The organism is Gimibacter soli (genome assembly GCF_028463845.1).
GTDB classification, from domain to species: Bacteria; Pseudomonadota; Alphaproteobacteria; order Sphingomonadales; family Kordiimonadaceae; genus Gimibacter; species Gimibacter soli.
The window spans coordinates 2,438,338-2,461,224 of the sequence record NZ_CP116805.1 but is presented as its reverse complement, the minus strand read 5'-3'; the positions used below and the strand labels follow the sequence as shown (position 1 = coordinate 2,461,224).

Annotated in this window: 19 protein-coding genes; 5 read left to right on the top strand and 14 right to left on the bottom strand. The window is 60.6% G+C overall.

Annotated features, from left to right (window positions below; translation table 11 throughout):
* Nucleotide 1 precedes the first annotated feature (1 nt).
* The 8 genes from PH603_RS11570 to PH603_RS11535 all read right to left on the bottom strand — a co-directional run bounded on the left by PH603_RS11570 (nt 2) and on the right by PH603_RS11535 (nt 8,466).
* Complete coding sequence (locus PH603_RS11570; protein WP_289502687.1) at nt 2-1,210, bottom strand: polysaccharide pyruvyl transferase family protein; 1,209 nt, start codon at nt 1,208-1,210, stop codon at nt 2-4.
* Nucleotides 1,211-1,302: 92 nt separating this feature from the next.
* Nucleotides 1,303-2,319, bottom strand: coding sequence for an EpsD family peptidyl-prolyl cis-trans isomerase (locus tag PH603_RS11565; RefSeq protein ID WP_289502686.1), 1,017 nt, complete (start codon nt 2,317-2,319; stop codon nt 1,303-1,305).
* Nucleotides 2,320-2,367: 48 nt separating this feature from the next.
* The gene (gene epsI, locus PH603_RS11560; RefSeq protein ID WP_289502685.1) at nt 2,368-3,099 is read right to left on the bottom strand and encodes an exosortase-associated protein EpsI, V-type; all 732 of its coding nucleotides are present in this window, start codon (nt 3,097-3,099) and stop codon (nt 2,368-2,370) included.
* The gene (xrtV, locus tag PH603_RS11555; protein WP_289502684.1) at nt 3,096-4,004 is read right to left on the bottom strand and encodes an exosortase V; all 909 of its coding nucleotides are present in this window, start codon (nt 4,002-4,004) and stop codon (nt 3,096-3,098) included. The genes epsI and xrtV overlap by 4 nt, the downstream gene beginning before the upstream one ends.
* A 31-nt stretch (nt 4,005-4,035) precedes the next feature.
* The gene (locus PH603_RS11550; RefSeq protein ID WP_289502683.1) at nt 4,036-4,914 is read right to left on the bottom strand and encodes a polysaccharide biosynthesis tyrosine autokinase; all 879 of its coding nucleotides are present in this window, start codon (nt 4,912-4,914) and stop codon (nt 4,036-4,038) included.
* 12 nt (nt 4,915-4,926) lie between these two features.
* Nucleotides 4,927-6,381, bottom strand: a complete 1,455-nt coding sequence (locus tag PH603_RS11545) for a Wzz/FepE/Etk N-terminal domain-containing protein (protein ID WP_289502682.1) — start codon at nt 6,379-6,381, stop codon at nt 4,927-4,929.
* 81 nt (nt 6,382-6,462) lie between these two features.
* Nucleotides 6,463-7,275, bottom strand: coding sequence for an SLBB domain-containing protein (locus PH603_RS11540; protein ID WP_289502681.1), 813 nt, complete (start codon nt 7,273-7,275; stop codon nt 6,463-6,465).
* 48 nt (nt 7,276-7,323) lie between these two features.
* Complete coding sequence (locus PH603_RS11535; RefSeq protein ID WP_289502680.1) at nt 7,324-8,466, bottom strand: porin family protein; 1,143 nt, start codon at nt 8,464-8,466, stop codon at nt 7,324-7,326.
* Between the two features lie 439 nt (nt 8,467-8,905).
* Here PH603_RS11535 and PH603_RS11530 point away from each other — a divergent pair, with 439 nt between their 5' ends.
* The 5 genes from PH603_RS11530 (at nt 8,906) to PH603_RS11510 (ending at nt 15,743) form a co-directional block, all read left to right on the top strand.
* Entirely contained in the window at nt 8,906-10,819 is a 1,914-nt protein-coding gene (locus PH603_RS11530; protein WP_289502679.1) for a type I secretion system permease/ATPase, read from the top strand.
* Entirely contained in the window at nt 10,812-12,158 is a 1,347-nt protein-coding gene (locus PH603_RS11525) for an HlyD family type I secretion periplasmic adaptor subunit (protein WP_289502678.1), read from the top strand. The genes PH603_RS11530 and PH603_RS11525 overlap by 8 nt, the downstream gene beginning before the upstream one ends.
* Before the next feature lie 28 nt (nt 12,159-12,186).
* Entirely contained in the window at nt 12,187-13,446 is a 1,260-nt protein-coding gene (locus PH603_RS11520; protein ID WP_289502677.1) for a lipopolysaccharide biosynthesis protein, read from the top strand.
* A gap of 84 nt (nt 13,447-13,530) precedes the next feature.
* The gene (locus PH603_RS11515) at nt 13,531-15,009 is read left to right on the top strand and encodes a M10 family metallopeptidase C-terminal domain-containing protein (protein WP_289502676.1); all 1,479 of its coding nucleotides are present in this window, start codon (nt 13,531-13,533) and stop codon (nt 15,007-15,009) included.
* A gap of 38 nt (nt 15,010-15,047) precedes the next feature.
* A complete protein-coding gene (locus PH603_RS11510; protein ID WP_289502675.1) occupies nt 15,048-15,743 on the top strand; it encodes a DUF599 domain-containing protein in 696 nt (231 codons plus the stop codon).
* On the opposite strand, the gene PH603_RS11505 is transcribed toward PH603_RS11510, so the two are convergent.
* The 6 genes from PH603_RS11505 to metC form a co-directional block, all read right to left on the bottom strand.
* The gene (locus PH603_RS11505) at nt 15,744-16,913 is read right to left on the bottom strand and encodes a DUF1501 domain-containing protein (RefSeq protein ID WP_289502674.1); all 1,170 of its coding nucleotides are present in this window, start codon (nt 16,911-16,913) and stop codon (nt 15,744-15,746) included.
* Entirely contained in the window at nt 16,906-18,270 is a 1,365-nt protein-coding gene (locus PH603_RS11500) for a DUF1800 domain-containing protein (protein WP_289502673.1), read from the bottom strand. The genes PH603_RS11505 and PH603_RS11500 overlap by 8 nt, the downstream gene beginning before the upstream one ends.
* 89 nt (nt 18,271-18,359) lie before the next feature.
* Nucleotides 18,360-20,249, bottom strand: coding sequence for an oligoendopeptidase F (gene pepF / locus PH603_RS11495; RefSeq protein WP_289502672.1), 1,890 nt, complete (start codon nt 20,247-20,249; stop codon nt 18,360-18,362).
* A 70-nt stretch (nt 20,250-20,319) separates the two neighbouring features.
* Entirely contained in the window at nt 20,320-21,000 is a 681-nt protein-coding gene (locus PH603_RS11490; protein ID WP_289502671.1) for an ATP-binding cassette domain-containing protein, read from the bottom strand.
* Complete coding sequence (gene modB, locus PH603_RS11485; RefSeq protein ID WP_289502670.1) at nt 20,997-21,686, bottom strand: molybdate ABC transporter permease subunit; 690 nt, start codon at nt 21,684-21,686, stop codon at nt 20,997-20,999. Before modB ends, PH603_RS11490 begins: the two co-directional genes overlap by 4 nt.
* The gene (metC, locus tag PH603_RS11480) at nt 21,683-22,882 is read right to left on the bottom strand and encodes a cystathionine beta-lyase (protein ID WP_289502669.1); all 1,200 of its coding nucleotides are present in this window, start codon (nt 22,880-22,882) and stop codon (nt 21,683-21,685) included. The genes modB and metC overlap by 4 nt, the downstream gene beginning before the upstream one ends.
* Nucleotides 22,883-22,887 lie beyond the last annotated feature (5 nt).

The following is a 22,887-nucleotide window of genomic DNA, read 5'->3' as shown; positions in this document are numbered from 1 at the left end:
CTTATCCGGCTTTGCGGGTGGCCATCACATGTCGCATCGTATCGGCGATGCCATCGGTGTAAACCTTCAGGCGCTCGCGCGAGACGGCGGCCAGCTCGCCGGCTTCGGCTTTCAACGTTTCGCGGTCGTCGAAGGCCTTCACAATCTGGTCAAAGGCGTCGTCGAGCGTGCTGGTCCGGCAATCGAGGGTGCGTTTGTACCCGAGCGTGCCGAAAAGGCCTTCGAACTTGCGGCTGTAGGCAAGCGGTACAACGGCAATGCCGGCCGAGGCTGCGGCGATACAGGCATGCATGCGGGCGCCGGTGAAGAAGTCCAGCCCCGCGATATAGGTTTTGGCTTCGGACGGTGATGTGAAATTGGGGGCGAGCACGCAGTCCGGATATTCGGCTTTCAGCTGCTCGCACACATGATAATCGTCATCAACCGGCAGGGTCAGCGAATTGACATGGCCGATCAGGTGCACTTCGCAGCCCTTGTCCCGGAAATGGGCGATCAGGCGGTGCATCAGCTGATCGAACGGCAGCGTCAGCTTATAATCGTTCTTCTTGCCGTAGCCGCCGCTGAACATCAGGCCGGACGGGTTGAGGCCGACTTTCGGTTTGCCACTGGTGTTAGCGGCGGGCGTATCGAAGGGCAGGGCGAAGGCAACATCGGTGGTGAGCCTGATTTTCTCAGCCTTGCCGCCCATGGCTTCCCGGAAATAGGCCTCCGAAAGAGCGTCGCGGGTATAGACGGTGTGGCAGCCCTTGAGGACAAGGCTTGCTGCAGTACGGCCGAGCCAGTTGTCAAACGGCCCGAGTGTTTGCGGCGACATGATCAGCGGTACACCAGCGATCAGCGTGCGGATCTTCGACAGCAGCAGGAACGTCAGCCGTTTGCCGCCATAGATGCTGGCAAAGCTGTCGCCGCCGCCGATATCCAGCATCAGGTCGCACGCAGCGACCTTGCCTTGCAGGTCAGACCAGGGCAGGGCGATGCGCTTGCCGTTCAGTGCGACAAATTCGATATCGTCGCCGCCCACATACGGGGTGCGTTTGTCAAGATAGCCGAAGATCGTGAAACGGACCGCGCAACCGGCCTGCCGGGCGGCTTCCCGCACCAGCGCGATGTTAGAAACGGTCAGTGCGCCGATGCCGAGATTGTCGGAATTGATCGAATGCCAGAAGAGCCCGACAGTGAGGCAAGGAGGGGAAACGGCAGCGGTTGTCATCGATCTCTGTCGCCTTGAAATGAAACGATGCCCAGGACCGGGCATCGTTGGATTTGCTATCGCGGGGGATGGGCAGGGCCTGCCGTCATGCCTCAGTACAGGCTGCCGGGGGCACCCGCTCCGTCGCCGTCATTGTCCGTATCCGGCTGTTGCACGCTGGAATCGATCTCGCGCTGCAGCTTGCCGTCCACAAGGTTCGGCGGGTTCTTGGTCATCGACGCAAACTTGCCATTGAAGCTGATATTGGCTTGCTCGAGGGCTTCCGACTGAACCTTCATCATGGTTTCGCGGTTGTTGCGACCCTGCAGCATGCGCGTTGCGATGCGAAGAGCTTCCTCACCGGTCAGCGAAGCCGGGCGGCTTTCCTGGAACTGGGTGATCATGGTGCGCGGCCCCTGCACCACGAAGAAGACGGTGCGGTCACGCATCAGTTCCGGCAGTTTTTCCTGCATCGCCGACGGAATGGTTTCCGAGAAGGCGGTGTATGGCTTGCGCTGGTTGTTGATCTGCGAGTTCGTCAGCTGGCGTTCGATCTCGTCAAGGTTGCCGAGCGCTTCGAACGCGTCTTTCTTCTCTTCAGGCAGGGCATCGCTCGGCGCGAGGATGGCGTCGAAGATATAATAGGTGCGGTTGGCGAAGAGGTTCGGGTTATCGAGGATGTACTTCTCGGCTTCCTGACGACCGACGGTCTGCGCCCCCGACGCTTGCGAGCGCATATAGGCCTGAGCCAAGAGGGTCGAACGCGAACGGCGGATTTCCGCAATCACACCGGGCACGCGGTCAAGGCCAGCCCCTACGGCCTTCTGCTCCAGAACCTTGCGGTTCACGATAGCACGCAGCACGTTTTCCTCGATCGCCTGACGGTCAGCGTCAGCAGGGATATTGATCCGTGACAGTTCGCTGTTCAGTTCGTGAATGGTGACTTCCTCACCGTTCACATTGGCCACAACCTGGCTCGAAGGGGTTTGCTCGCCACCTTCTTTGGCCGCTTCCGTGGAGCCGCCAGCGGTCTCAGCCTTGTCGTCACCGCCGCCACAGGCCGCGAGAACCAGCACGGATGCAATCGCAGCCGCCTTGGTCAGGTTATTCTTTTGTGTGGCCCAGCCCATCACCTATCCCCCAAATCTTGGTCGTTCATTCAAAAGTAGCTCGGAACGTTATTTCTCGGCCGCGCGGAGCCCGGACAGATCGAGCTCTTCGCCTTGTGCACCGATGAATAATGGCAGCGCGTTGGCCGGAAGGGCCGCGAGAAGATCCCGTGCAAACTGATCGTGCAGATCATAAGCGGATTCTTCGTCACGCGAAATAGTGGAAATGCGCACCAGCAAGCCATCCGGGATACGGCCGCTGAGGCCATATTTCAGCTTGTCCCACTGGCGCTCCAGCGTCTTGACCGGAATGGCATCGCCGACCCGCGTCCAGAAGGTCACGGGCTCATAGCGCTGGCCGTTGATCGTCATCATGCGGACAGAAGGCAGGGTGATATCGCGCCCCGGCACCTTCAGGTCCACGTCCTTGCGGAAATTGGAGGTGATGCGGAAACCGTTGGCGATATAGCAAACATCCGGCCGGTGCAGCTGCAATGTGTCGCTCTGGTTGGCGCCGTAGGCGATCAGCACCATCACCAGTTCGCCGTCGGTGTTGCGATAGCCCTTGGTGATGGACTGGTCGTAGATCGCGTCGGCAAGCGTGCTTTGCTCCAGCGGGCGCACAGCCTCGATCCGCTCATCGACGGTCCAGTCACCGAATGTTTCAGGAAGGATATCCGCAATCTGCAGATTGTCCTTCAGGATCGGGGTCATTTCCGTGGGCGTCAGCCGCCAGCTGGCGAGCCCGCCGAGCAGGATCAGCGCCGCTGCAAGAAGGACCTGGAGACCGGGAAGCTTCACGCCGCTTTTTTGCGCGATTGAATCCACCGCAAACCTCCGAAGATCAGATTGTCAAAGACGAAGAAGAGTAGTAGGGCGGATGCGAACATCACGATGCCTGCAAAATCATGGAGAAAGCCCTGGCCGGCTTCATCGCCAAGATAAAAAGTGATGAGGACAAGGATGATCACCCGCAAGACGTTTGCCGCATAGGCCGCAGGCAGGATGAAAAGCACCAGAAGCGCTGTGTGCATCCAGTTTTGCGGCTTGATCAGATAGATATAGAGCACCCCGACAGCGGCAAGGCTGTGCATGGAATTGAGGCCCACGCAGGCGTCTTTCACCAGAAGCTGATATTGGCCGATATAAAGGATCACGCCGTTCTGGGCGATTTCATAGCCGGCGTTGTACAGCAGTTCCACCACCTGATCCGAGAGCATTACTTTGAGGGGCAGGGTAGCGCCATCGATCAACCAGCCAGGAAGCGGGATCGAGAAAACAAGGAAGAAGATCGGAAACCAGGCGGCTTTCAGCCCGGCCCATCCCCGGAAAATGAGAATAAGCGATGCAGCCACGGGAATCTGCGAGCCGCTGTCGAACAGAAGAATTTCCTGCGAACTGCCAACAGCAAAAACCGCGAGGCTGACTACAAGCAGCGCCCAACCTTCCCACACAATCCGGTCAGGCTTCGGCAGCACGGCTATGGCGGGGTAGCGGATCAGGAAGGCAAGGAAAGCAACGATCAGGATGAAGGGACCGTGGCCGTCCTGATCGGTGTTCCAGGGGCCTTCCGCCATGATGGCGTAGGTCGAAAAGTAGGTGACGACAAGTGCAGTGACGACAAGCCACATGCCGCTGCCGAACAGGTCGCTTGCAATACGTTGCAAGTCCAGGTCAATCGTGGGCTTACGGGCTTGTGTGGTCACGTTGCGGCTTTCCGGAGGCTTGTCGTTTCTGTCAGTAGGTGTTGAGCACGGTGCCGATCAGATGGACACCGTTGGACCGCAACTCTTCAACCGCAACCCTGGCATCGTTTGCCAGCGTCTGATGCCGGCGCGCGACGAGGAGGGCAGAGCCCACGCGGGCCGCGACGGTACGGGCGTCGGCGCAATGGTTCATCGCCGGCGTGTCGAACAGCACGGTGTCAAAGTCCCTGAGGACGTGCGACAGGGTCCAGATCAGTTCATGCCGGCCCAGCAGTTCCTGCGGGTTCGGCGGTACACGGCCTGAGGTGATGATGCTGAGGTTCGGGAATGTGTCGCCAACCAGCACCTCGTCATAGGTACGGCCACCGATCAGGATTTCCGACAGGCCTTCATGTTCGCGCGAAATGCTGAACAGTTTCGCGATCCGCGGATTGCGCAGGTTTGCATCGATCAGGCAGGTCTTGAGGCCGAGCTGGGCGAAGGCAATCGCAAGGTTTGCGGCCGTATAGGTGCAGCCGGAACCGGCGTTCGGCCCGACGATGGTGATGGCGCGGCGGCCCTTTTCAAGGCTTTCGAGCATCAGCTGCGAGCGGAGCGCGCGGAAGGATTCCGCTTCCTGCCCAAACGGGTTGGTGGCGACATGCAGCTCGGCAGAATAGGAACCGGCTTCCGGCGATAGGATCGCATAGTTGAACTGCTGCGAAATTGCGGTGTCGATATCAAGCTGGGTTAGGAAGCCGAGATAGATGGCGGCTTCACCGAAACTGCAGCTGCGCTCGGCCTGGGTTTTCAGGATTTCGCGGACCTGATCTTCATTGATCTTGCCCTGCGCCATCAGGATCTGGCCGATCTTCAGGCCATAGGGCAGGGAGCTTTCACGCTTGACGAGCGCTTGATTCGTAGCCGGCATTATAGTGCCCCTTTATTCGGCAGCTGCCGGTGTTGGTTGGGAAGATGATCCCGAAGAAGCTTTTTTCAGCCGCTTCCTTTCCGCCTTCTTGGTCTTGCGCGACGTTTTCGAAGCGGCAAGAACGGCCAGGACAGGCAAGTCGGTTGCTTGCTCCAGATCCTCTGGCGAGCGCAGGCGGCGGTCGATCATTTCAAGAAGGAAGGCGAGCGCCATGCCGAAGAAGACGGCGGCCACGGTGGCAACAGCAACGGTGAGGCCGCGTTTCGGGAAGCTGTGGGTGAGCGGCGGAACCGCCTCTTCAAGCACCACAAGCTGCGACTGGGCAATATCGCCTTCGAGGCGCAGCGACCCGGCGCGGCGGAAGGCGTCATCATACTCGGCCTTGCGGATCTGCACTTCGCGGGCGAGGCCATCGAGCTCGTCGCGGCCCTGACGCAGGCGCAGCACGCGGCTCTTCTGGGCTTCAAGTTCGGCTTCCAGGGTCTCGGCCTTGGCTTCGGCGATCTTCACGCGGTTGAAGATGGCGGTACGGACCTTCTGGATTTCCGTGTTCAGCTGGTTTTGCGCCACTTCGCGGCGAGCCACCATGGCTTTGTACTCAGGGTGATTAACCCCGACCTGGCCGCCGACGGTTGCGAGAATCGATTCGATCTTGGTCAGTTCATCGCGCCACTGCTGGATTTCCGAACTGTTGATGAAGGCCGGCAGGCTTTGGGTCCCGCCCTTCTGGATATCGGAAGCATTTATCTGGCTGACCATCGAACGGGCTTCGCTGACCTCTGCACGGGCTTCGGTGACGCGGGCGGTGAGGTCGGCGAGCTTGGTGTCCTCAGCGTTCAGTTCCTGCGATTCCGAAACGATGCCGGTGCGCTGCTGGTATTCGGTCAGGCGGCGCTGGGCGTCATTCAGGTTCTGGCGCAGTTTGTTCAGCTGGCCGGCAAACCACTGGGCGTTACGGCGGGCCGGATCAACTCGCAGGTCGAGGTCGGCTGCGATATAGGCGTCGGCGAAGGCATTTGCGAGCTGCGCCGCCAGATTGGGCGCAGGCGCCGTATAGTTGATTGCAACGATGTCGCTACCCGCCACGTTTTCGGCTTTCAGGTTGTCGAGAAGACGTCGCCCGATCCAGTAGCGGATGTCGACACCCGGGTTTTCCTGCTGGCTGAAGGCATTCAGGTAGAAAGGCGAAGAGGTCAGGTTAAGCTGGTCGACCACACGCCCTGCAACACCTTCCGACATGATCAGGCGGATCTGGGTACGAATATGGTTGCGGACAAGCGAGGTCGACATCACCCGACCGGTGACCGGATCGGGCTCAGCGATATCGAGAAGCACGGTCGTGGACGCCGTGTACCGTTCAGGCAGGGCGAGAACGATCAGGCTCGAGACGACACCTGCCACGATCGTCGACAAGATGATGAGCCAAAGCCTGGCTTTCAGGATGGCTACAACTTGGAAAATACTCATCGATTCGCTCGCTCTCTGCTACCTTCTGGTCACGTTGTCTTCAGTCTAGCCGTGTCTGCACGGATTAGCCAGTTTCTATCGTCAGAACAGGCTTTGCGGCAGGAAGAAAACATCACCGCCCTTCACTATGTCGGTCAACTCTGCCGACACCAGTTTCCCGGTTTGCGTGTCACGCCGTTTGATCTTGTTCGATTTGCCAAGTTCGGTGGCGCCACCTGCGGTGGCCAGCGCCTGCTCGACCGTGAGGCCGGGCTCAACCCGGAACGTGCCGGGCGAGCGAACTTCGCCGTAGATATAGAAGACAGGCGCGCGGGGCACGAAAATGGTATCGCCGTCACTGACCGGCCGGTCGATCGATGCGTCCGCACCACCCAGAAGGTCCTGGATATTCAGCTCGACCCGCTCGACCTTGCCGGCACCTACCGGGCGGTCGGTAAAGACGAGCTTGTCACCGGCGTCTGGCGTGGCGCCGCCTGCCTTGGCGAGAAGATCGGAAATGGTTGAAGGCCGATCGAGGATATAGGAACCCGGCGAGCCGACATAGCCAAGGACAGAAATCCGCTGGCTGGCAAATTCGATTACCCGGACGGTGACAGCTGCGTCACGCACCACGCCACCCGTTTCAAGGGCGGAGGCAATGGCGCGTGCCGCACTTGGTTCGTCCATGCCGCCGATCGTCACGTTGCCGATCACCGGCAGGAAGACGCTCTGGTCGCTTTGCACCCGCGCCTGCGCACTTAGCGACGGTTGCTGGAAGACCTGGATATCCACAAGGTCGCGCGGCCCGATCAGGTAGGACGAAGCGGTTTGCGCCGACACAGGGAGTGCACATGCCACAAGCGCGGCAACGGCCAGGTACATCCGGAGGAGGGTGGATCGAAACTTTGCAGTCATGACTGTCTCACGTTTTCTGTATTTGGGGCTCGATCAATCGGCCAGTCGTCATTCCCATTTCAGGCGAAGCATGACGAAGACAGACTTGTCCGTATAATCGAACGAGGACACGTTGGAATCGCGCTTGATATAGCGCCCGCCGAATTCAAGCATGATCAGGCGGCCAATCGTATATCCTATGGAAGCATTGGCGGTGAAGGTATCGTCGCCGGTATTCAAGCCTTCGGTCGTCGGCACGAAATCATCCGCATAGGCGATGGAGCGCGAAATATAACCGGCGTCGATATTGGTCGAGATCGTGGGCGACCAGTTGGAAGCGATCGCTGCCTGCAGCCCCTTGGTGCTCGAATAGAGGGCCTCGAGGTTCTGCAGCGGCTGATAGGACTTGTAGGCCTGCAGGTCGATGACGTGGCGACCGCCGAGATTATAGGTCAGACCTGCCGAGCCGCTGATGCCCGTGCCCGGATCCTCGGTCGTCGAATTGGAATCCACCTGCACTGCACCGCCCGAGAGGCTCAGCTTCATGCGGGCACCGAGCGAATGCTGCAGTTCCGCCATCAGTTCCTTGGTTTCGAAAGCGGGTCGCGTGCCTTCGATCAGCGGGCGCTCCGGATACTCGTATTTGAAATAGCGCGCACTGACGCCGATGTAGGATTCGGGGGCGTAAGAGAAACGCAGCGACGAATAGGCGCCTTTGTCGTCGTGGTCATTCGCCTTGCGGCGCTCGGCAGAGTTGCTGGCATCGCCAAGCTCGCCTGCCACAGCCAGCGAGAAACGGCCACCAACGCCGCACTGGGCATAGGCGGAGATGGATTTCTCGGTCAGCGTGCTTTTCACGATATCGGCGAGCGATTCGAATTCGCTCTGCTGACGACCCCAGTCGCCGGCAAAGGCGCCGGCGCAGCGTGACCCCAGCGCCCAGTTGAGGGCAGCGCGGGCATCGAGGAAATCGTTATCGAGATTGCTGTTTTCCTTGTGGAACTGGTAGCCGGTGCGGACTGCGGCACTGACCTGCTGCCGTCCGAAGTTGCGACCGACCTGCACGTCACCCATCACGCGCGTCACGAATTCGGACGTCTTGACGCTGGGGTCAGCACTCTGCTCGATGTCGGAAAGGCGCAGGAAGTTGTCATAGTATGTTTCCTGAACCATGGCAGCGAGCGACAGCCCATCCACGCGCGGGGCGCTCATTGCTGAAATCTGTGCTTGCTGGGCATTTGCCGGCGTGGCGCCGAGCAAGAGTGCAAAAGTGGCGGTTGCAGTCAAAAAGGATGCATTTTTACAAGTCATTCTACCGAACCTGTTGGCGGCCCACGATTTACATGGCCCGCGATTGAGGTGATTTCGGGAAATTTACCAGACACTTAACGCTCCCCGCACGATACTATCCCGTATTCAGATAGGGAATTCAACGGTAAATCGGTGAAGTGTTGTCGAAGAAGAGGGCGGCAACGGTGCTGAAACAAATAAGTTTTTGCTTTTGGGATGCATCGGGCATAGGCTTCTTATGCTTGCCAGCTTCGGCTGACGGGCCTGCCTGATATTCAGGCGAAGATTTCGCCGGCCGGGCCGGTCGTTCAGGGTTAGCGGGAGCCGTGCCCGCTTCATCGGATAGTTCAGGGGATCGCTTGTGGCTGAACTTCTCAAGACCGCAGTGGTTGAAGACGCGATCGCGGAACAGACATCACCGTTCGTTACCGTGATGCAGGCGTGCCGCCGTTCTGTGAAGGCCGCCGCCGCCTTTTCCCTTGTCCTGAACCTGCTGCAATTGACCGTTCCCCTGTATATGATGACGCTGCTGGACCGCGTGATCGGGTCGGGCAACACGGCGAGCCTTTATCTGCTCACCCTGATTGCTGTCGTGGCGCTTGGCGTGTCCGCGGCCCTTGACGTACTGCGCTCCCATATTCTCAACCGGGCGGCGAGCTGGCTCGAATCGCGCCTCGGTGTCGAACTGTTTCCGCACGTGGCCATGGCGCTCCATAACGGGATGCCTGTGAAGGCGCAGGGTCTGGAAGACCTATGGCGCTTGCGGTCCTTCATGTCGAGCCCGGGCCTTCTGGCGCTCTTCGATATCCCCTGGATGGTCTTCTATTTCATCGTGCTGTTCCTGATCGCCGTCCCCTTGGGGCTTTTGGCGCTGATCGGCGCAGTGGTGCTTCTGGGGATTGCCATCTATAACGAGAATTCGGTTCGGGCCGTGCTTTCGAACGCCCAGAATATTGCAGAAACATCGCGTGATTTCGTGCGGTCGGTGCAGCGCTCAAGCGACGAGATCCAGTCGATGGGCATGATGCCCGCGGTGATGAACCGCTGGCTGACCCACAATATCAAGGCGCTCCGGGACCAATATACGAGCTCCACCCGTGCCGCGACCAATCTGGCGCTTTTCAAGACCTTCAGGATGATCCTGCAGCTTGCCGTGCTGTTCACCGGGGCCATCCTTGTGCTCGGCGGCAATCTCAGCCCCGGCGCGATCGTCGGTGCGTCGCTCATCATGTCGCGCGCGCTGGCGCCGGTCGAGCAGGCGATCACCGCATGGAAACAGGCTATCTCGGCACTTGGTTCCTATTCGCGCCTGCGGGACTCGCTGCCGGCCGAAAGCGAGCGCAAAGTGAGCGCCCGCCGCCCGGATGGCCCGGTTGATATCACTCTGCAGGACATGAGCTTTGCCTTCCCGGGTGCCGAGCAGCCTTTCCTCAAGGGCATCAGCCTTGAAGCCGTGCGCGGTGAAATCCTGACGGTGATCGGGCCATCGGCTTCCGGCAAATCAACGCTCGGGCGCGTGATTTCCGGGGCCTATAATCCGACTGAAGGCTTTGTGATGCTCGGCAATTTCGAGGTGTCGCACTTCTCGCGCGATGAACTCGGCGGTTTCGTCGGCTATGTGCCGCAGAAGCTCGAATTCCTGCCGGGCTCGATCTACGAGAATATTGCGCGCTTTCAGGAAATGCCGATCGAGCAGGTGATCGAGGCCGCATCGCGGATTGGTGCGCACGATTTCATCATGGAACTGCCCAAGGGCTACGACACCCGTATCGGCGGCGATCAGGGTCATCCGCTTTCGGGCGGACAATTGCAGCGCCTTGCCATTGCGCGCGCCTTGTGTGGGCGACCGGGGCTTCTTGTCCTCGATGAGCCAAACCTCAATCTGGACAATGAAAGCGAGGCGCTTCTTATCCGCGCGCTTGACGAGGAGAAGGCTCGTGGCGTGACGGTGATCGTGATTTCGCACCAGAAATCGATGATCGAACGTGCTGACAAACTGGCGCTGATCGTTCGTGGCCGCCTCAGCCAGTTTGGCACGAAAGCGCAGGTGCTGCGCCGCCTTTCCGGTCCTGCCAAGCCTGGTGTTGCGCCGCGTCAGGTTGGCCCTGCACCGCGCCAGAGCGGGATTTCCGGCGTGCGGCCGATTGGGGCGAACCGGTTGCCCGAGCGTTCCGGCAGCAACGGTGGTGACACTGCTGCATCGCTGACACCGGAAGGCTTCGCGCGGCGCCCGGCACAGCCGCCCTTGCCGCCGCAGGGAGGTCAGGATGACTGATGTACCGCACGGCCAGATGTCTGCCCTGATCGAGGAAGTTCGTCAGTCCCGCTTTCCTTTTGTCGAAGACAAGGTGCGGATCGGGGCGGTCACGATCCTTGCCTTTTTTGGCTTTCTCCTCGCCTGGTCGATCTTCGCGCCACTTTCGACGGGTGCCGTTGTCACGGGCCGGGTGATTGTGGAAGGCGACAAGGAAACGCTGCAGCATCTGGAGGGCGGCATTGTCCGTGAAATTCTCGTCAAGAATGGCGACAAGGTGCTCGCTGGTGATCCGCTTCTGGTGATGGATCCGCGCCCGGCCGAGGCCCGTGTGGCGGAGGTGAAAGCGCGGCAACTGGCCTTCGCGGCCCAGCGCAACCGCCTGCAGGCGGAGCTGGACGGCCTTGATGCGCCCGATTTTTCAAACCTTGATACAACCGGCCTCAATGATGCAGCTGTCGCCGATATCCTGGCGGCTGAAGAGCGGCAGTTTGTGATGCGCCGCAGTCTCTATGCCCGTCAGGAGGCCGCTTATGTGAATGCGGTGACTGCAGCGCAGGAGGTCTATGACAATACGTCGGCGCAACTTCAGAATATCGCGGGCCAGCTGAAGCTGCTGGATGAAGAGATTTCCGACGTCGACGGCTTGCTCGCGAAGGGCTATGCGCCGAAATCGCGGAGCCTTGCGCTGAAGCGCGCGCGTGAGGGGGCAGCCTCCGAGCAGCTTGGCCTGATGAGCCAACAGGAGCAACAGGGGCAGGCACTGCTTGCCACCCGCGTGGAGCTTGACAAATTCCGCTCCGAGCGCGCTCAGGAAATCGCCAAGACCATTCAGGCGGCAACTGTTGATCTGGTGGCACTTAACGCCGCGGTGCGGCTTGCCGAGGACCAGCGTTCCCGTGCGGTGATGCGTGCCCCCAGGAACGGCACCGTCATGAATATGAAGGTCAATACCGTGGGTGGTGTGCTGCCGGCCGCTGCCGCTGCAATGGAACTGGTGCCGGAAGGTGCACAGCTTGTGGTCACGGGTCAGCTGCAGGCAAAGGACGCCGCCAACATCGGCCCCGGCCTGCATGCGCGCATTTCGGTCCTTGCCTTCAAGAGCCGTTCGACACCGACAATCGAAGGCAAGGTGCTGACCGTGTCGCCCGACATCGTGAAGGACGAACGCACCGGCACCGACTATTACCCGATCACCATCGGCTTCGATGCATCAAGCCTCGCCAATCTGGAGCAAGGGGAAACCCTGCAGCCGGGTTATCCTGTTCAGGTGATCGTCGAAACCGCCAAGCAGCCTGTGCTGCTTTATCTGCTGCAACCCCTTCTCAGTAATTTCACGAACGCTTTCCACGAGCGCTGAGTAAAGGACACCCGACTATATGAGGCTGTTGACCTCCGCCATCAGTGCGCTTGCTGTTCGCGCCGTTGCTACTGCTTTTGGATTCACTGTCACATTCCTGATTGCGCATCGTCTGGGCGCCGAGGCCAACGGGCAATATGCGCTCGTGACGCAGACAGGCATGTTGCTGGCTGTTCTGGCACTTGGCGGTATTGACCTTTCATCGATCCGCTTTCTTACACCCGCATCGGATGGCAAGGGGCACCTCACCGTCAGCATTCTTGGCCGACTTGTGCTCTTCATACTGTCGACCACTTCAGCCATTGGCCTGTTGTTCTGGCTGGGCGGCAGCCGTTTGTGGGATACCCTGTTCGGAGGGGTCATCCCGATTGAGTGGGGCGCCTTGCTTGTACTTGTTATCGTCGTACGTTCGTCGGAACGCCTTGTAAGCGCGGTACTCAGGTCGCAGCGCCGTTTTTTGCTGGGGCAGTGCCTGGAAACATTGTTCGTACCGACAGCACTCGCTTTCGTGATGATCTTCGGCTGGTACAACGAGGTAAATGCACTCCTGATCATCAATATCGTGGTTGCTGCATCAGCCACCCTTGTCGGCCTTTTCTTTTGCCTGAGGCTGGCTCTGGCGCCGGGGGAAAAGGAAGAGCCGGCAATCGGGGCGATGATCAAGAGTGGCCTGCCGCTTCTCGGGGTCGGGCTTACGCTGGTATTCGCCGAATGGTTCGCGCTCGCCGTCGCCGCCACCAGTTTCGGTGCAGCCGAAGCTGGCCAGATGAGGATCGCATGGCAGGTCAGTGGCAGCCTTACGCTGATACTTGCGGCCCTCAATTCGGTTTTTGCCCCAAAACTGGCCGCAGCGCACAAGGCAGGAGACCGCGAAGCGCTGGGGCATCTTTGTCGTTCGATCACCAAGATGACGCTCGGGCTGGCCATTCCTGCAGCACTTCTGATCGTTCTTCTCGTCAAGCCACTGCTCGCCATCGTGAACGAGGAGACATTGGGGGCTGTTCCTGTTGTCCATGTACTTGTCATCTCGCAGCTGACCATCGTGCTGATGTCGAATGTCGGCACACTTCTGGCTGTTACCGGACATGAGAAGATTTCCCTGCGGAACGCTCTCGTCGGCACCGTCCTCCTTGTCGCGTTCGGCTGGACCATGGCGCAGTTCTGGGGGCTGATCGGGCTGGCGGTCGGCGTGACGATTGCCACCCTGTGGAGAAACATTGCAGGGACATATGCCGTTATAAAATATCTGCGCCTTAACCCTTTTACAGGACGTTTGCTTGATGTTTGATGGCAGGGTGCGGGAATTGGGCTGCAATATGAGCCTGATCCCCGGATCAATCTTGTTCCGGATAAGTAGGGAAAATCAGACATAATGCCCGATACCTCGATCAGTTCGCGTCCCTTTGTTGAAAGTGTTGGTCTTTCAGGCGACCCGCTGGTGAATGGCCTTCTGTATGGCGTGCGCTATTCAACGGACGCCAATGGCGCAGTTGATATCAGCTTCAGCATTCCGGGCGCGAGCAGCACTTTTGCGACCAGTTTCAATCTGGGCTACGGCGCGTCTGATTCCGAGGTCAACAGCGGTTGGCACCCAGTGACGGCGTCTCAGGCTGACGTGCTGCGTCAGGCACTTGATGATATCGAACGCTACACCAACGCGTCTTTCACGGAAGTCAGCGATACGGGCACCCTGGCGGGCACCATCCGCATGGCCTGGACCGACTATGTTGACGATGAAACGCTGGCCTGGGCCTATTATCCGACCTCCGCACCAGTGGCCGGTGATATCTGGCTGATCAGCGGCACGCTCAGCGAAAGCGACGCCTATTTCGAAACGACGATCTATCACGAACTCGGTCACGCGCTGGGTCTGAAGCACCCCCATGAGGCAGAAGGCAAGTTCCCCGTGCTGGCAGCCGGATATGACGGCAACGACTATACGGTGATGAGCTACAATGTGTCGGCACGCTACAGCGAGGCGCTGTGGACCGATCTCGAGCCAGACGGCTATATGTATCTTGATATCATGGCACTGCAGGCCCTGTATGGCACTGATACGGTGACGACGGGACGAGCCGATACCTATAATTTCGACCTCTCCGAACGTCACCTGACAACGATATGGGATGCTGGTGGCATTGATACCCTGAGCGTCACGAATGGCCCTGACGACGTGACCATCTCGCTCATCCCCGGCACATGGTCCGATATCGGGACCGTAGTGACATACAGCAGCCGCAGCACAAACTACCGGGAGAACGAGACCGTCTTCATCGCACCGGACACATGGATCGAGAAGGCCTCCGGCGCCAGCGGCAATGATACATTGATCGGCAACAAGCAGGCCAACACGCTTCTTGGCAATGCTGGCGACGATACCCTGCGCGGTGGGCACAGCGGGGATACATTGAGCGGCGGTGATGGTGACGACCGCATCCTTGGCCAGCAAGGTTTCGACAGAATGTACGGCGACGCCGGTGACGATTTCCTCTCGGGTATCTGGGGGGCTGATCTGCTGGACGGCGGCGCCGGTGACGATCGGCTGATCGGCGGCCCGGGCCGTGATACAATCATCGGCGGGACCGGCCATGACACCATGACCGGCGGCTCGGAAGCGGATACCTACATCTTCGCGGACAATTCCGGCGGGGACCGGATCACTGATTTCGACACAAGCCGCGATATTCTTGACTTCTCAGGCCTGACAGGCGGCTTCGCCAGCGAGGCGGCCGCGCGTGCTGCGATGACACAGGATTCATGGGGGCTTGTCATTGACCTCGGCGGCGGCGACTGGGTGCGGCTCGTGGGCTTGACGAGCGCCGACGCCAATGATGTGATCGTTGTCGTCTGAAGCCACACCAGAAAAGATCATCAGGGGGATTGTGAACGATGGACCGGCTGCTCGCCATTTTCAGTCTATCCGATTATGAAGCGCTCGCCTTCTTCCTGTTTGTCTGGGCGGGCTATACCTTGCTGACGGATGCAAGCTTCCTGCGGCCGCGCTCGATTGCCGCCGCGATGGAACGCCAGCGCCAGCGCTGGTTCGAGGAAGCCTTCCGGCGCGACCTGCGCATCCTCGATACCGGCATCCTGCAGATATTGATGAGCGGCATGAATATGTTCGCCTCCACGTCGATCATCGTGATCGGCGGCCTGTTTGCGGCGATGGGCTATAATGAGGCGCTGGCGGGGGCGCTCGCCCGCATGCCCTTCGCGACCCCAAGTTCGCCTGAACAGCTGATGGTGAAGCTCGCCGTGCTTCTGGCGATCTTCATCTATGCCTTTTTCAAATTCGCCTGGGCGATCCGCCTGTCGCATTATTGTGCGATCCTTTTGGGCGGCTTCGGGTTCGCGCTGGCGGAGCCGAGCGAGGCCGACCAGCAGCGCGTTGCTGCGGCGGCCCGTCTGAACACCCTTTGCGGCCTGCATTTCAACCGGGGTATCCGGGCGATCTTCTTTGGCCTCGCGACCGTCGGCTGGTTCATTGGCCCGGTCTTCTATGTGGCCTCAACCCTGTTCATACTTGCGATCCTCGCCCGGCGCGAGTTCGGCTCGGCGGCAGCCGCTGCGGTGAAAAGCCTCTGATCAGGCCCGGATGAGGCTGGATAGCGGCTTCACCGTGCCGGAGTCCGGGAAAATATCCAGATCAAGCTTCGGCCCGGCGACCTTCATGTGATCGGCCATCACGCCCTTGAGGATGGCCCGCAGATCAAGCGTCGGCATCAGATCGCGCCCTTCATACAGCATCGCGCCGCCAAGGCCTGGCCAGTCAGCAATGACCCTGCCACCATCAACGGCTCCTCCGAAGAGGAATGCAGCCCCCGCCGTGCCATGATCGGTGCCGCGTGTGCCGTTCACGGCGGCAGTGCGGCCAAACTCGGTGGCGACAATGATGGCGGTGCGTTGCCATGTAGCTCCGAGGCCGGCTTTGAGGGCAGCAATCGCCTGATCGAGGGCGGCGAACTGCCGGTTCAGGCGTGCGGTTTGGCCAGTGTGGGTGTCCCAGCCGCCGAATTCGAGCATAGCAACATTCGGCCCGCCTTCGACCGTCAGGAAGCGGGCCGCGGATTCGGCCAGCGTGACGATATTGCCTCGCCCGCCATTCATCTTGCCTCCCATGCCCGATCCGACGGCTTCGTTTTCCAGCATTTGTTGGAGGGCAGCTTCCAGAAGCGCATCTCCAGCATAAAGGTCGTCAAGGCGGTCCAGTATGTCGGGGCTCGCTTCCGGGATCAGCGTTGGTGCCCAGCTTGTGGCTCTTTCGCCGCCCCTCAGCGCCAGCGGCATGGTCTCGGCGAGTGCCACGGCCTTGGTCGCACCGTCATTATTGATCATCCGGGCAAGGAAACCGTCGCTGGTGGCCGGAGCAGCGATGCCTTGTTCCAGCATGTCCTGCGCGTCGAAATGTGAACGGCTGCGATAGGGGCCGGCCACTGCGTGAAAGATCGTGGCTTCCTTTGCGCCGTAAAGGGCATGAAGCGTGGCAAGCTTGGGGTGCAAGGCAAAGCCACCGTCAAGGGGCAGGCCTGCCGTTTCCTCTTCCGCCAGCACGCCGCGCAGTCCGGCGAAGGCCGGGTCGGCAAGCATGGGCACTGCGGAAAGGCCGTCCATGCCACCACGCAGCAGCAAAAAGACAAAGCGAGGCGCTTCGCCGGGCTCATTGGCCATCAAGTGCGGGCTGAAAAGCGTAAGCGCGGCGGTCGCACCCGTGAGGGCGAGGAAACGGCGACGGTTCAAAAGGGCATCTTCACGCATAGATCATCTCCGGTGCAGCAAGGAGCAGCGACAGGGCCTGATGGCCACTTTCTGCGCGCGCGATGGAGGTGCGGGTGCTTTCGGAAAGCGCATCTCCCCAAAGGAAACCAGCGAGTGCGCGGGAATCAACGCGGGTGACGCGCTCGGCCAGCGCGGAGGCCCAGTCGATCCGCGTCATCAGCGATTGGCCGGAAAGCCACTCGCTCGCGGTGTCCGGCCAGCCGTCAGGCCCCGGCGGCACCATCGGGCGCTGGCCCATGTCGCGGAGCACGGCGAATATCTTGCGGGTCTTGTCGGCAGGGTCGATTTTCAGTGCCCTCAGCGTTGCCACCACATAATCCTCCGGCGGGCGAACCTTTCGGGTGTCGTCGAGCAGCGGGGCGGCGAGTTCAAAGAGCCGTTTGTGGACGCTTGGCAAATGCCCGTCGGTTTCCATGAAGGTACTGGCGAGGGCCGCAACCACGTCATCGGGCGGTGTATCCGCGATGAAATGCCGGGCCAGCTTGAGGGCGATAAAACTTGCGGTGGCGGGGTGGACGGCCAGATCGGCAAGCACGGCACGCGTTTGCGCGTCACCTTCGCCGCGATAGGTTTTGCCAAGCACCGCATGATCACCGGGCTCATGCATGCGGTCGACATAGACAAACCTGCCGGTGCCGCCAAGGATCGGGCGGCTGACTGTCCAGCCGGTCAGGATACGGGCGAAGGCGGTGACGTCGGCCTGAGTGTAGCCGCCGTTCACCCCCAACGTCTGCAGTTCCAGTATTTCCCGCGCCAGATTTTCATTGAGGCCGAGATCGCGCCGCCGCCCGGCCATGCTGTTCGGCCCGGCAGAGCGGTCGTTATCGAGATAGAGGATCATGGCGGGATGCGCGGTCGAAGCCTGCAGCAGATCGCGGAAGTGGCCGTTCAGGTGCGGGCGGATCGCCTCGCGCTCAAACGCGCCGGTAACGGTCAGCACCACCAGCTTTTCGGCGGACACGGTGAAATGGTTGGACCAGAAGCGCACCAGCCGTTCCTGCACCGGTGTTTCGGTCAGCACGGCTTGCGTCAGCCGCGCTTCCACATCGGCAAGATAGATGTCGCGGAAGTCCTTCCGGTCCATCACCTTGGCGGCCATTTCCTTGTCGTCCACCTTCTCCTTGCGAGCTTTCAGCAATTCACGCTGGAACATGAAGACGTCGCCAAGGAGCTTGTCGCTCGCCGGGCGGCCATCGAAGGCGCGCCGGTCATCGGGCTTGTCCGAAAGCTGGGCCAATGTCCATCCGAGCGGGTCTGCGGCGATGGCGCTGGCGTCACCGGGGCGTGCGCCAAGGCCGAAACGACCGACAAAGCGGGCAGGGGCAGGGCTTTTCATCGGGCCTTCCTCTCGAATGCATTCGGGGCGGCAGACATACCGATGGTACGCCCTTGCCGCCCCGAAACCTTCGCGCCCAAGTGTGGCGATTATTTGCCCATGCGGGTGAGGATGGCGTCTGCCTCGTCCATCAGCCGGTTCATGCGGGCAACGATCGTCTGGTACGGTGCTTCGCTTGCCAGATCGACGCCGGCTTCTTTCAGCATTTCATACGGATAGCGCGAGCCGCCCGCCTTCAGCACATTCAGGTAATCCGATTGTGCCTTGGGGTCGCCGTTCAGCATGCGTTCGGCGAACATGGTACCGCCCGAGATGCTGGTGGCATACTGGAACACATAGAAGTTCCGGTAGAAGTGCGGGATATAGGCCCACTCGATGCCATAAAGATCGTCGATCTTCATCACGCCCTCGGCGTCGCCGTGATAGCGCTTCAGGAGATCGAGATAGATGGCGGTCATTTTCTCGCCCGAAAGCGGCTCACCGGCCTCGACCACTTCGTGGATTTTCAGTTCGAACTCCGCAAACATGGTCTGGCGGAAGAGGGTGCCGCGGATGCCTTCCAGTGCCCGGTCGATATAGTAAAGCCGTTCCTCGTCCGACAGGTCGCCCTTCAGCAGATGTTCCTGCAGCAGCACCTCGTTCGTGGTGGAGGCAAGCTCCGCCGTGAAGGTGCGGTAGCTGTAGGTTTCGTACGGGTTGGCGGCACGGGACAAGAGTGTGTGGACAGCATGGCCCCACTCGTGGCTGAAGGTCGAAACGTCCTCGAACCCCTTGTTATAATTGAGGAGAACATAGGGGTGCACGTCATACGCAGCGCCGTTCATATAGGCGCCGGACCGCTTGCCGGGCTGCGGATAGACATGCATCCAGTCAGCATCGAAGCCCTGCTTGAGAAGCCCCAGATATTCCTCGCCAAAGGGAGTGAGGGATTCAAGGGTCAGCTTCTTCGCGTCATCCACGCTGAATTCACGGTCAAGCGCGGTGGTTTCCGGATAGATGTCATAATAGCGCATGTCGCTGAGGCCGAGCATGCGCTGGCGCAGCTTCAGATAGCGGTGGAACGAAGGCAGGCTCTCGTTCACCGATTTAACGAGCGTGCGGTATACCTCCTCCGGGATGTTGGGGCCGGACAAAGCATAGGAAAGCGCGTTCGGATAGTGCCGCGATTTGGCATAGAAGGTGTGGCCCTTGACGAGCGTGTCGAGCGTCTGGCCGAAGGTTGCCTCGTAATTCTTCCAGGTTTGCCAGAAGGTATCGAAAACAAGCTTGCGGTCTTCGCGGTTCTGCACGGCGCGGTATTTGGAATAGCCCGCCTGGCTGAGCGTTGCGTCCTCGCCCGTTGAAAGCTTCACGGTCGGCCATGCGATATTCGCCGAGGTCAGCAGGTTATAGATATTGCCAGCACCGCCCGTCACTTCGGATGCGTTCGCGAGCACGCCTTCGGCTTCAAGCCCCAGCGTGTATTTTTCCTGCCGCAGTGTATCGCGCAGGAAGAAGGCATGCTTTTCCAGCCGCTTCTCACGTTTTATATAGCCTTCGATCTTTTTCGTGCCGACAGTCAGCAGCTCCGGCGCCATGAAGGCGGTGGCACGGCCGAACTCGGCATAGGTGGTGCGGGCTTGGGAAAAACGCTCCTGCGCCTTGGCGTCGCGCAGATCCTCGTCGGAACCGAGCGAGGTGTAGATATACATCCGCGCCAGCTCTTTCTCGATCCGGTTCACTTCATCCAGCGCATCGGCGAGGGCTGCGGCACTTTTGCCGAGATTGCCCTGGAAGCGACTGTAGGCGGCCACGTCCTTCAGCACCTGCTCGCGTGTGGCGTTCCATGCCTCCACGCTCGGGTAAAGGTCGCTCAGGTCCCAGCGGATCTGGCCCGGTGCATCCTCGGCCATCGCCCCGTGCATCATCGGTGCGAAGGCAAGCGTTGTCCCCAGAAGGGCTGCCTTGATCAGGCGGTTGACCCCTGTTGTTCTTTTCATTGGAATTCCTCCCCGTTTTTATGATCTGCCAGTGTCCGACAAGAGGGTGGCACTGGCAAGCCAACGAAAGTTACGGGGTTGCGTCCATCCGGGCAATCACATCCGGCACAGCGCCGGCGGCAACAAGATGCTGGTCCTCCATCAGAAGGGCGTGGGTCGCGGTTGTCTGGATATCCTCGCGTTCGTGGCTGATCAGCAGCACCGGCGTTTTGGTGAGCGAGGCAACATAGCCGACGGCCTCCAGCATGTTGCGCCGGCGGGCCGGGTCCAGCCCTGTGGTCGGCTCGTCAAGGATAAGGAGGCGCGGGTTTGCCATCAGGGCGCGGGCGATGGCCACACGCCGCCCTTCACCGCCAGACAGCTGGTGCGGGCGGCGGTCCATCAGGCCCGCAAGCCCCAGCCGGTCGATCAGGTCGTCCCGCCACGCCGGGCGCGGGGCGCGGGCGAAATCGATATTGGCGGCGACTGTCAGGTGCGGAAACAGGGACGAGCCCTGCGGCACCAGCCCGATGCCGCGCTTGCCAGCGGCAAGGCTGACGCCCGTTTGCCCGTCATAAAGCATGCTGCCATCAAGGCTGATATTACCGCGCGTTGCCGGGTGCAGGCCTGCGAGCACGCGGGCGAGGGTCGTTTTACCCGATCCCGAGCGACCGACGAGCGCTGTGATCCCGTCTGAAAGCGTGAAACGGGCAGAACCTTCGGCGCTGCCGGTATGCCAGGCGAGATCGGCGGTCAGGCGATGCCCGCTCATGATGTGAGCCCCGTACGGCGCCGGGCGCGGCGACTGAGCATTTCGGAGGCTACAAGGGCCAGAACAGCAGGCAGCAGGCACAGAAGCGCCAGCCGTGCGGCTTCAGCCTCGCCGCCCGGTATCTGTGCGGCACTATAGAGCGCCAGCGGAAGGGTCTGCGTCAGGCCCGGAATATTGGCGGCAAAGGTGATGGTGGCGCCGAACTCCCCGATGGCACGGGCAAAGCCCAGAAGTGTGCCGGTGGCGATAGCCGGGGCCGCAAGCGGCAGGGAAACGCGCCAGAAGCGCGCAAAGGCACCTGCGCCTAGTGTGGCGGCGACTTCGCGGTAGATCGGCGGTTCTGCCTCGAACGCTTGCCGGATGCTGCGCACCATCAGGGGCAGGGCCATGATGCCGCTGGCAAGCGCTGCTCCCTGCCAGCGGAAGGCGACGCCAAGGCCCGCCTCTTCCAGCCAGTGGCCGACAGGCGCATTGGGGGCAAAGGCGATCAACAGTAGATAGCCGACAACGACAGGCGGCACCACAAGCGGCACATGCAGCAAAATGTCGGCAATTGTCTTGCCCCTGAAATCGCGGCGCGCCATCCCGTAGGCGAGAAGAACGGCGAGCGGAAGGCTGACGAGCGTTGCCGCCCCCGCGACCTTGAGGCTGAGGATCAGTGCGGCACTTTCCATGGGGCCGATCATTTGCGTGCCATATGCTCCCGGTAACGGTCGAGCCCGTCGGCGAGGTCGGCGATCAGGTCGTCGGTATCTTCAAGCCCGATATGCAGGCGCAGGAGCGGGCCGGGGGCCGCCCAGTGCGTGGCGCTGCGGCTGCCGGCGGGGTTCGATGGCAGGATCAGGCTTTCATAGCCGCCCCACGAAAAGCCCATGCGGAACAGGCGCATGTGATCCACCATCGGGGCGGTATCGGCATCGGTACCGTCCTTCAGGATCACCGAGAACAGCCCGGTTGAGCCTTTGAAATCGCGTTTCCAGATGGCATGGCCGCGGCAATCCTCGAAGGCCGGATGCAACACCTTGGCGACTTCTGGGCGTTCACGCAGCCAACGGGCGACGGTGAGCGCCTTTTCCTCGTGGATTTTCAGGCGGGCAGCCAGTGTGCGCAGTCCTCGCGAGGCGAGGAAGGCATCATCGGGCGAGACGGTCTGGCCGAGCGAGAAAGCGGCCTTTTCGATCAGCGGATAGGCGCGCTCGTTGGCGGTCACCGACCCCATCATCAGGTCTGAATGCCCGCCGATATATTTGGTGACGGCATGGACACTGACATCGGCGCCAAGCGCCAGCGGATTGCAATAAAGCGGTGTCGCCCATGTGTTATCGACAAGGAGCCACGCGCCTTTGTCGCGGCAGACGGCGGCAATCGCCGGAATATCCTGTACTTCGAAGGTCAGCGAGCCGGGGCTTTCAGCCACCACGAGCTTGGTGTTCTCGCGGAAGTCGGCAGCGATATTCTCGCCCGCCATCGGGTCATAGAAGCTTGTTTCCACACCAAAGCGCTGGAGGATGCTGCGGGCGAACGCACGGGTCGGCTCGTAGGCGCTATCCACCATCAGTACGTGATCGCCGGCCGAGACAAGGCCTAGGATCGCGCTGTTCACAGCAGCGACGCCCGAGGGGTAAAGTTTGGTGCCGGCGCCGCCTTCAAGGTCGGTCAGGGCTTCCTCGAGCGACCACTGTGTCGGTGTACCCTTGCGGCCATAATAGAGGTGCCGTGCCGCCGGATCCTTGGCGCGCTCGCGCATCGTGGCGTAGCTGTCAAAAAGGCAGGTAGAGGCGCGGTAGACAGGCGGATTGACGATGCCGTGGGTCCATTCGTCCCGGCGACCGTCGGTGATCAGCCGTGTTTCGATTTTTGTCGATTTCTTGTTGTCGCTCATCAGTC

Excerpts from the sequence above, each read along its gene's own strand:
- PH603_RS11570 (WP_289502687.1), bottom strand. The coding sequence starts at position 1,210 with ATGACAACCGCTGCCGTTTCCCCTCCTTGCCTCACTGTCGGGCTCTTC.
- PH603_RS11565 (WP_289502686.1), bottom strand. The coding sequence starts at position 2,319 with ATGGGCTGGGCCACACAAAAGAATAACCTGACCAAGGCGGCTGCGATT.
- PH603_RS11550 (WP_289502683.1), bottom strand. The coding sequence starts at position 4,914 with ATGCCGGCTACGAATCAAGCGCTCGTCAAGCGTGAAAGCTCCCTGCCC.
- PH603_RS11545 (WP_289502682.1), bottom strand. The coding sequence starts at position 6,381 with ATGAGTATTTTCCAAGTTGTAGCCATCCTGAAAGCCAGGCTTTGGCTC.
- PH603_RS11540 (WP_289502681.1), bottom strand. The coding sequence starts at position 7,275 with ATGACTGCAAAGTTTCGATCCACCCTCCTCCGGATGTACCTGGCCGTT.
- PH603_RS11535 (WP_289502680.1), bottom strand. The coding sequence starts at position 8,466 with ATGAGCGCCCCGCGCGTGGATGGGCTGTCGCTCGCTGCCATGGTTCAG.
- PH603_RS11525 (WP_289502678.1), top strand. The coding sequence starts at position 10,812 with ATGACTGATGTACCGCACGGCCAGATGTCTGCCCTGATCGAGGAAGTT.
- PH603_RS11515 (WP_289502676.1), top strand. The coding sequence starts at position 13,531 with ATGCCCGATACCTCGATCAGTTCGCGTCCCTTTGTTGAAAGTGTTGGT.
- PH603_RS11510 (WP_289502675.1), top strand. The coding sequence starts at position 15,048 with ATGGACCGGCTGCTCGCCATTTTCAGTCTATCCGATTATGAAGCGCTC.
- PH603_RS11505 (WP_289502674.1), bottom strand. The coding sequence starts at position 16,913 with ATGCGTGAAGATGCCCTTTTGAACCGTCGCCGTTTCCTCGCCCTCACG.
- PH603_RS11500 (WP_289502673.1), bottom strand. The coding sequence starts at position 18,270 with ATGAAAAGCCCTGCCCCTGCCCGCTTTGTCGGTCGTTTCGGCCTTGGC.
- pepF (WP_289502672.1), bottom strand. The coding sequence starts at position 20,249 with ATGAAAAGAACAACAGGGGTCAACCGCCTGATCAAGGCAGCCCTTCTG.
- PH603_RS11490 (WP_289502671.1), bottom strand. The coding sequence starts at position 21,000 with ATGAGCGGGCATCGCCTGACCGCCGATCTCGCCTGGCATACCGGCAGC.
- modB (WP_289502670.1), bottom strand. The coding sequence starts at position 21,686 with ATGATCGGCCCCATGGAAAGTGCCGCACTGATCCTCAGCCTCAAGGTC.
- metC (WP_289502669.1), bottom strand. The coding sequence starts at position 22,882 with ATGAGCGACAACAAGAAATCGACAAAAATCGAAACACGGCTGATCACC.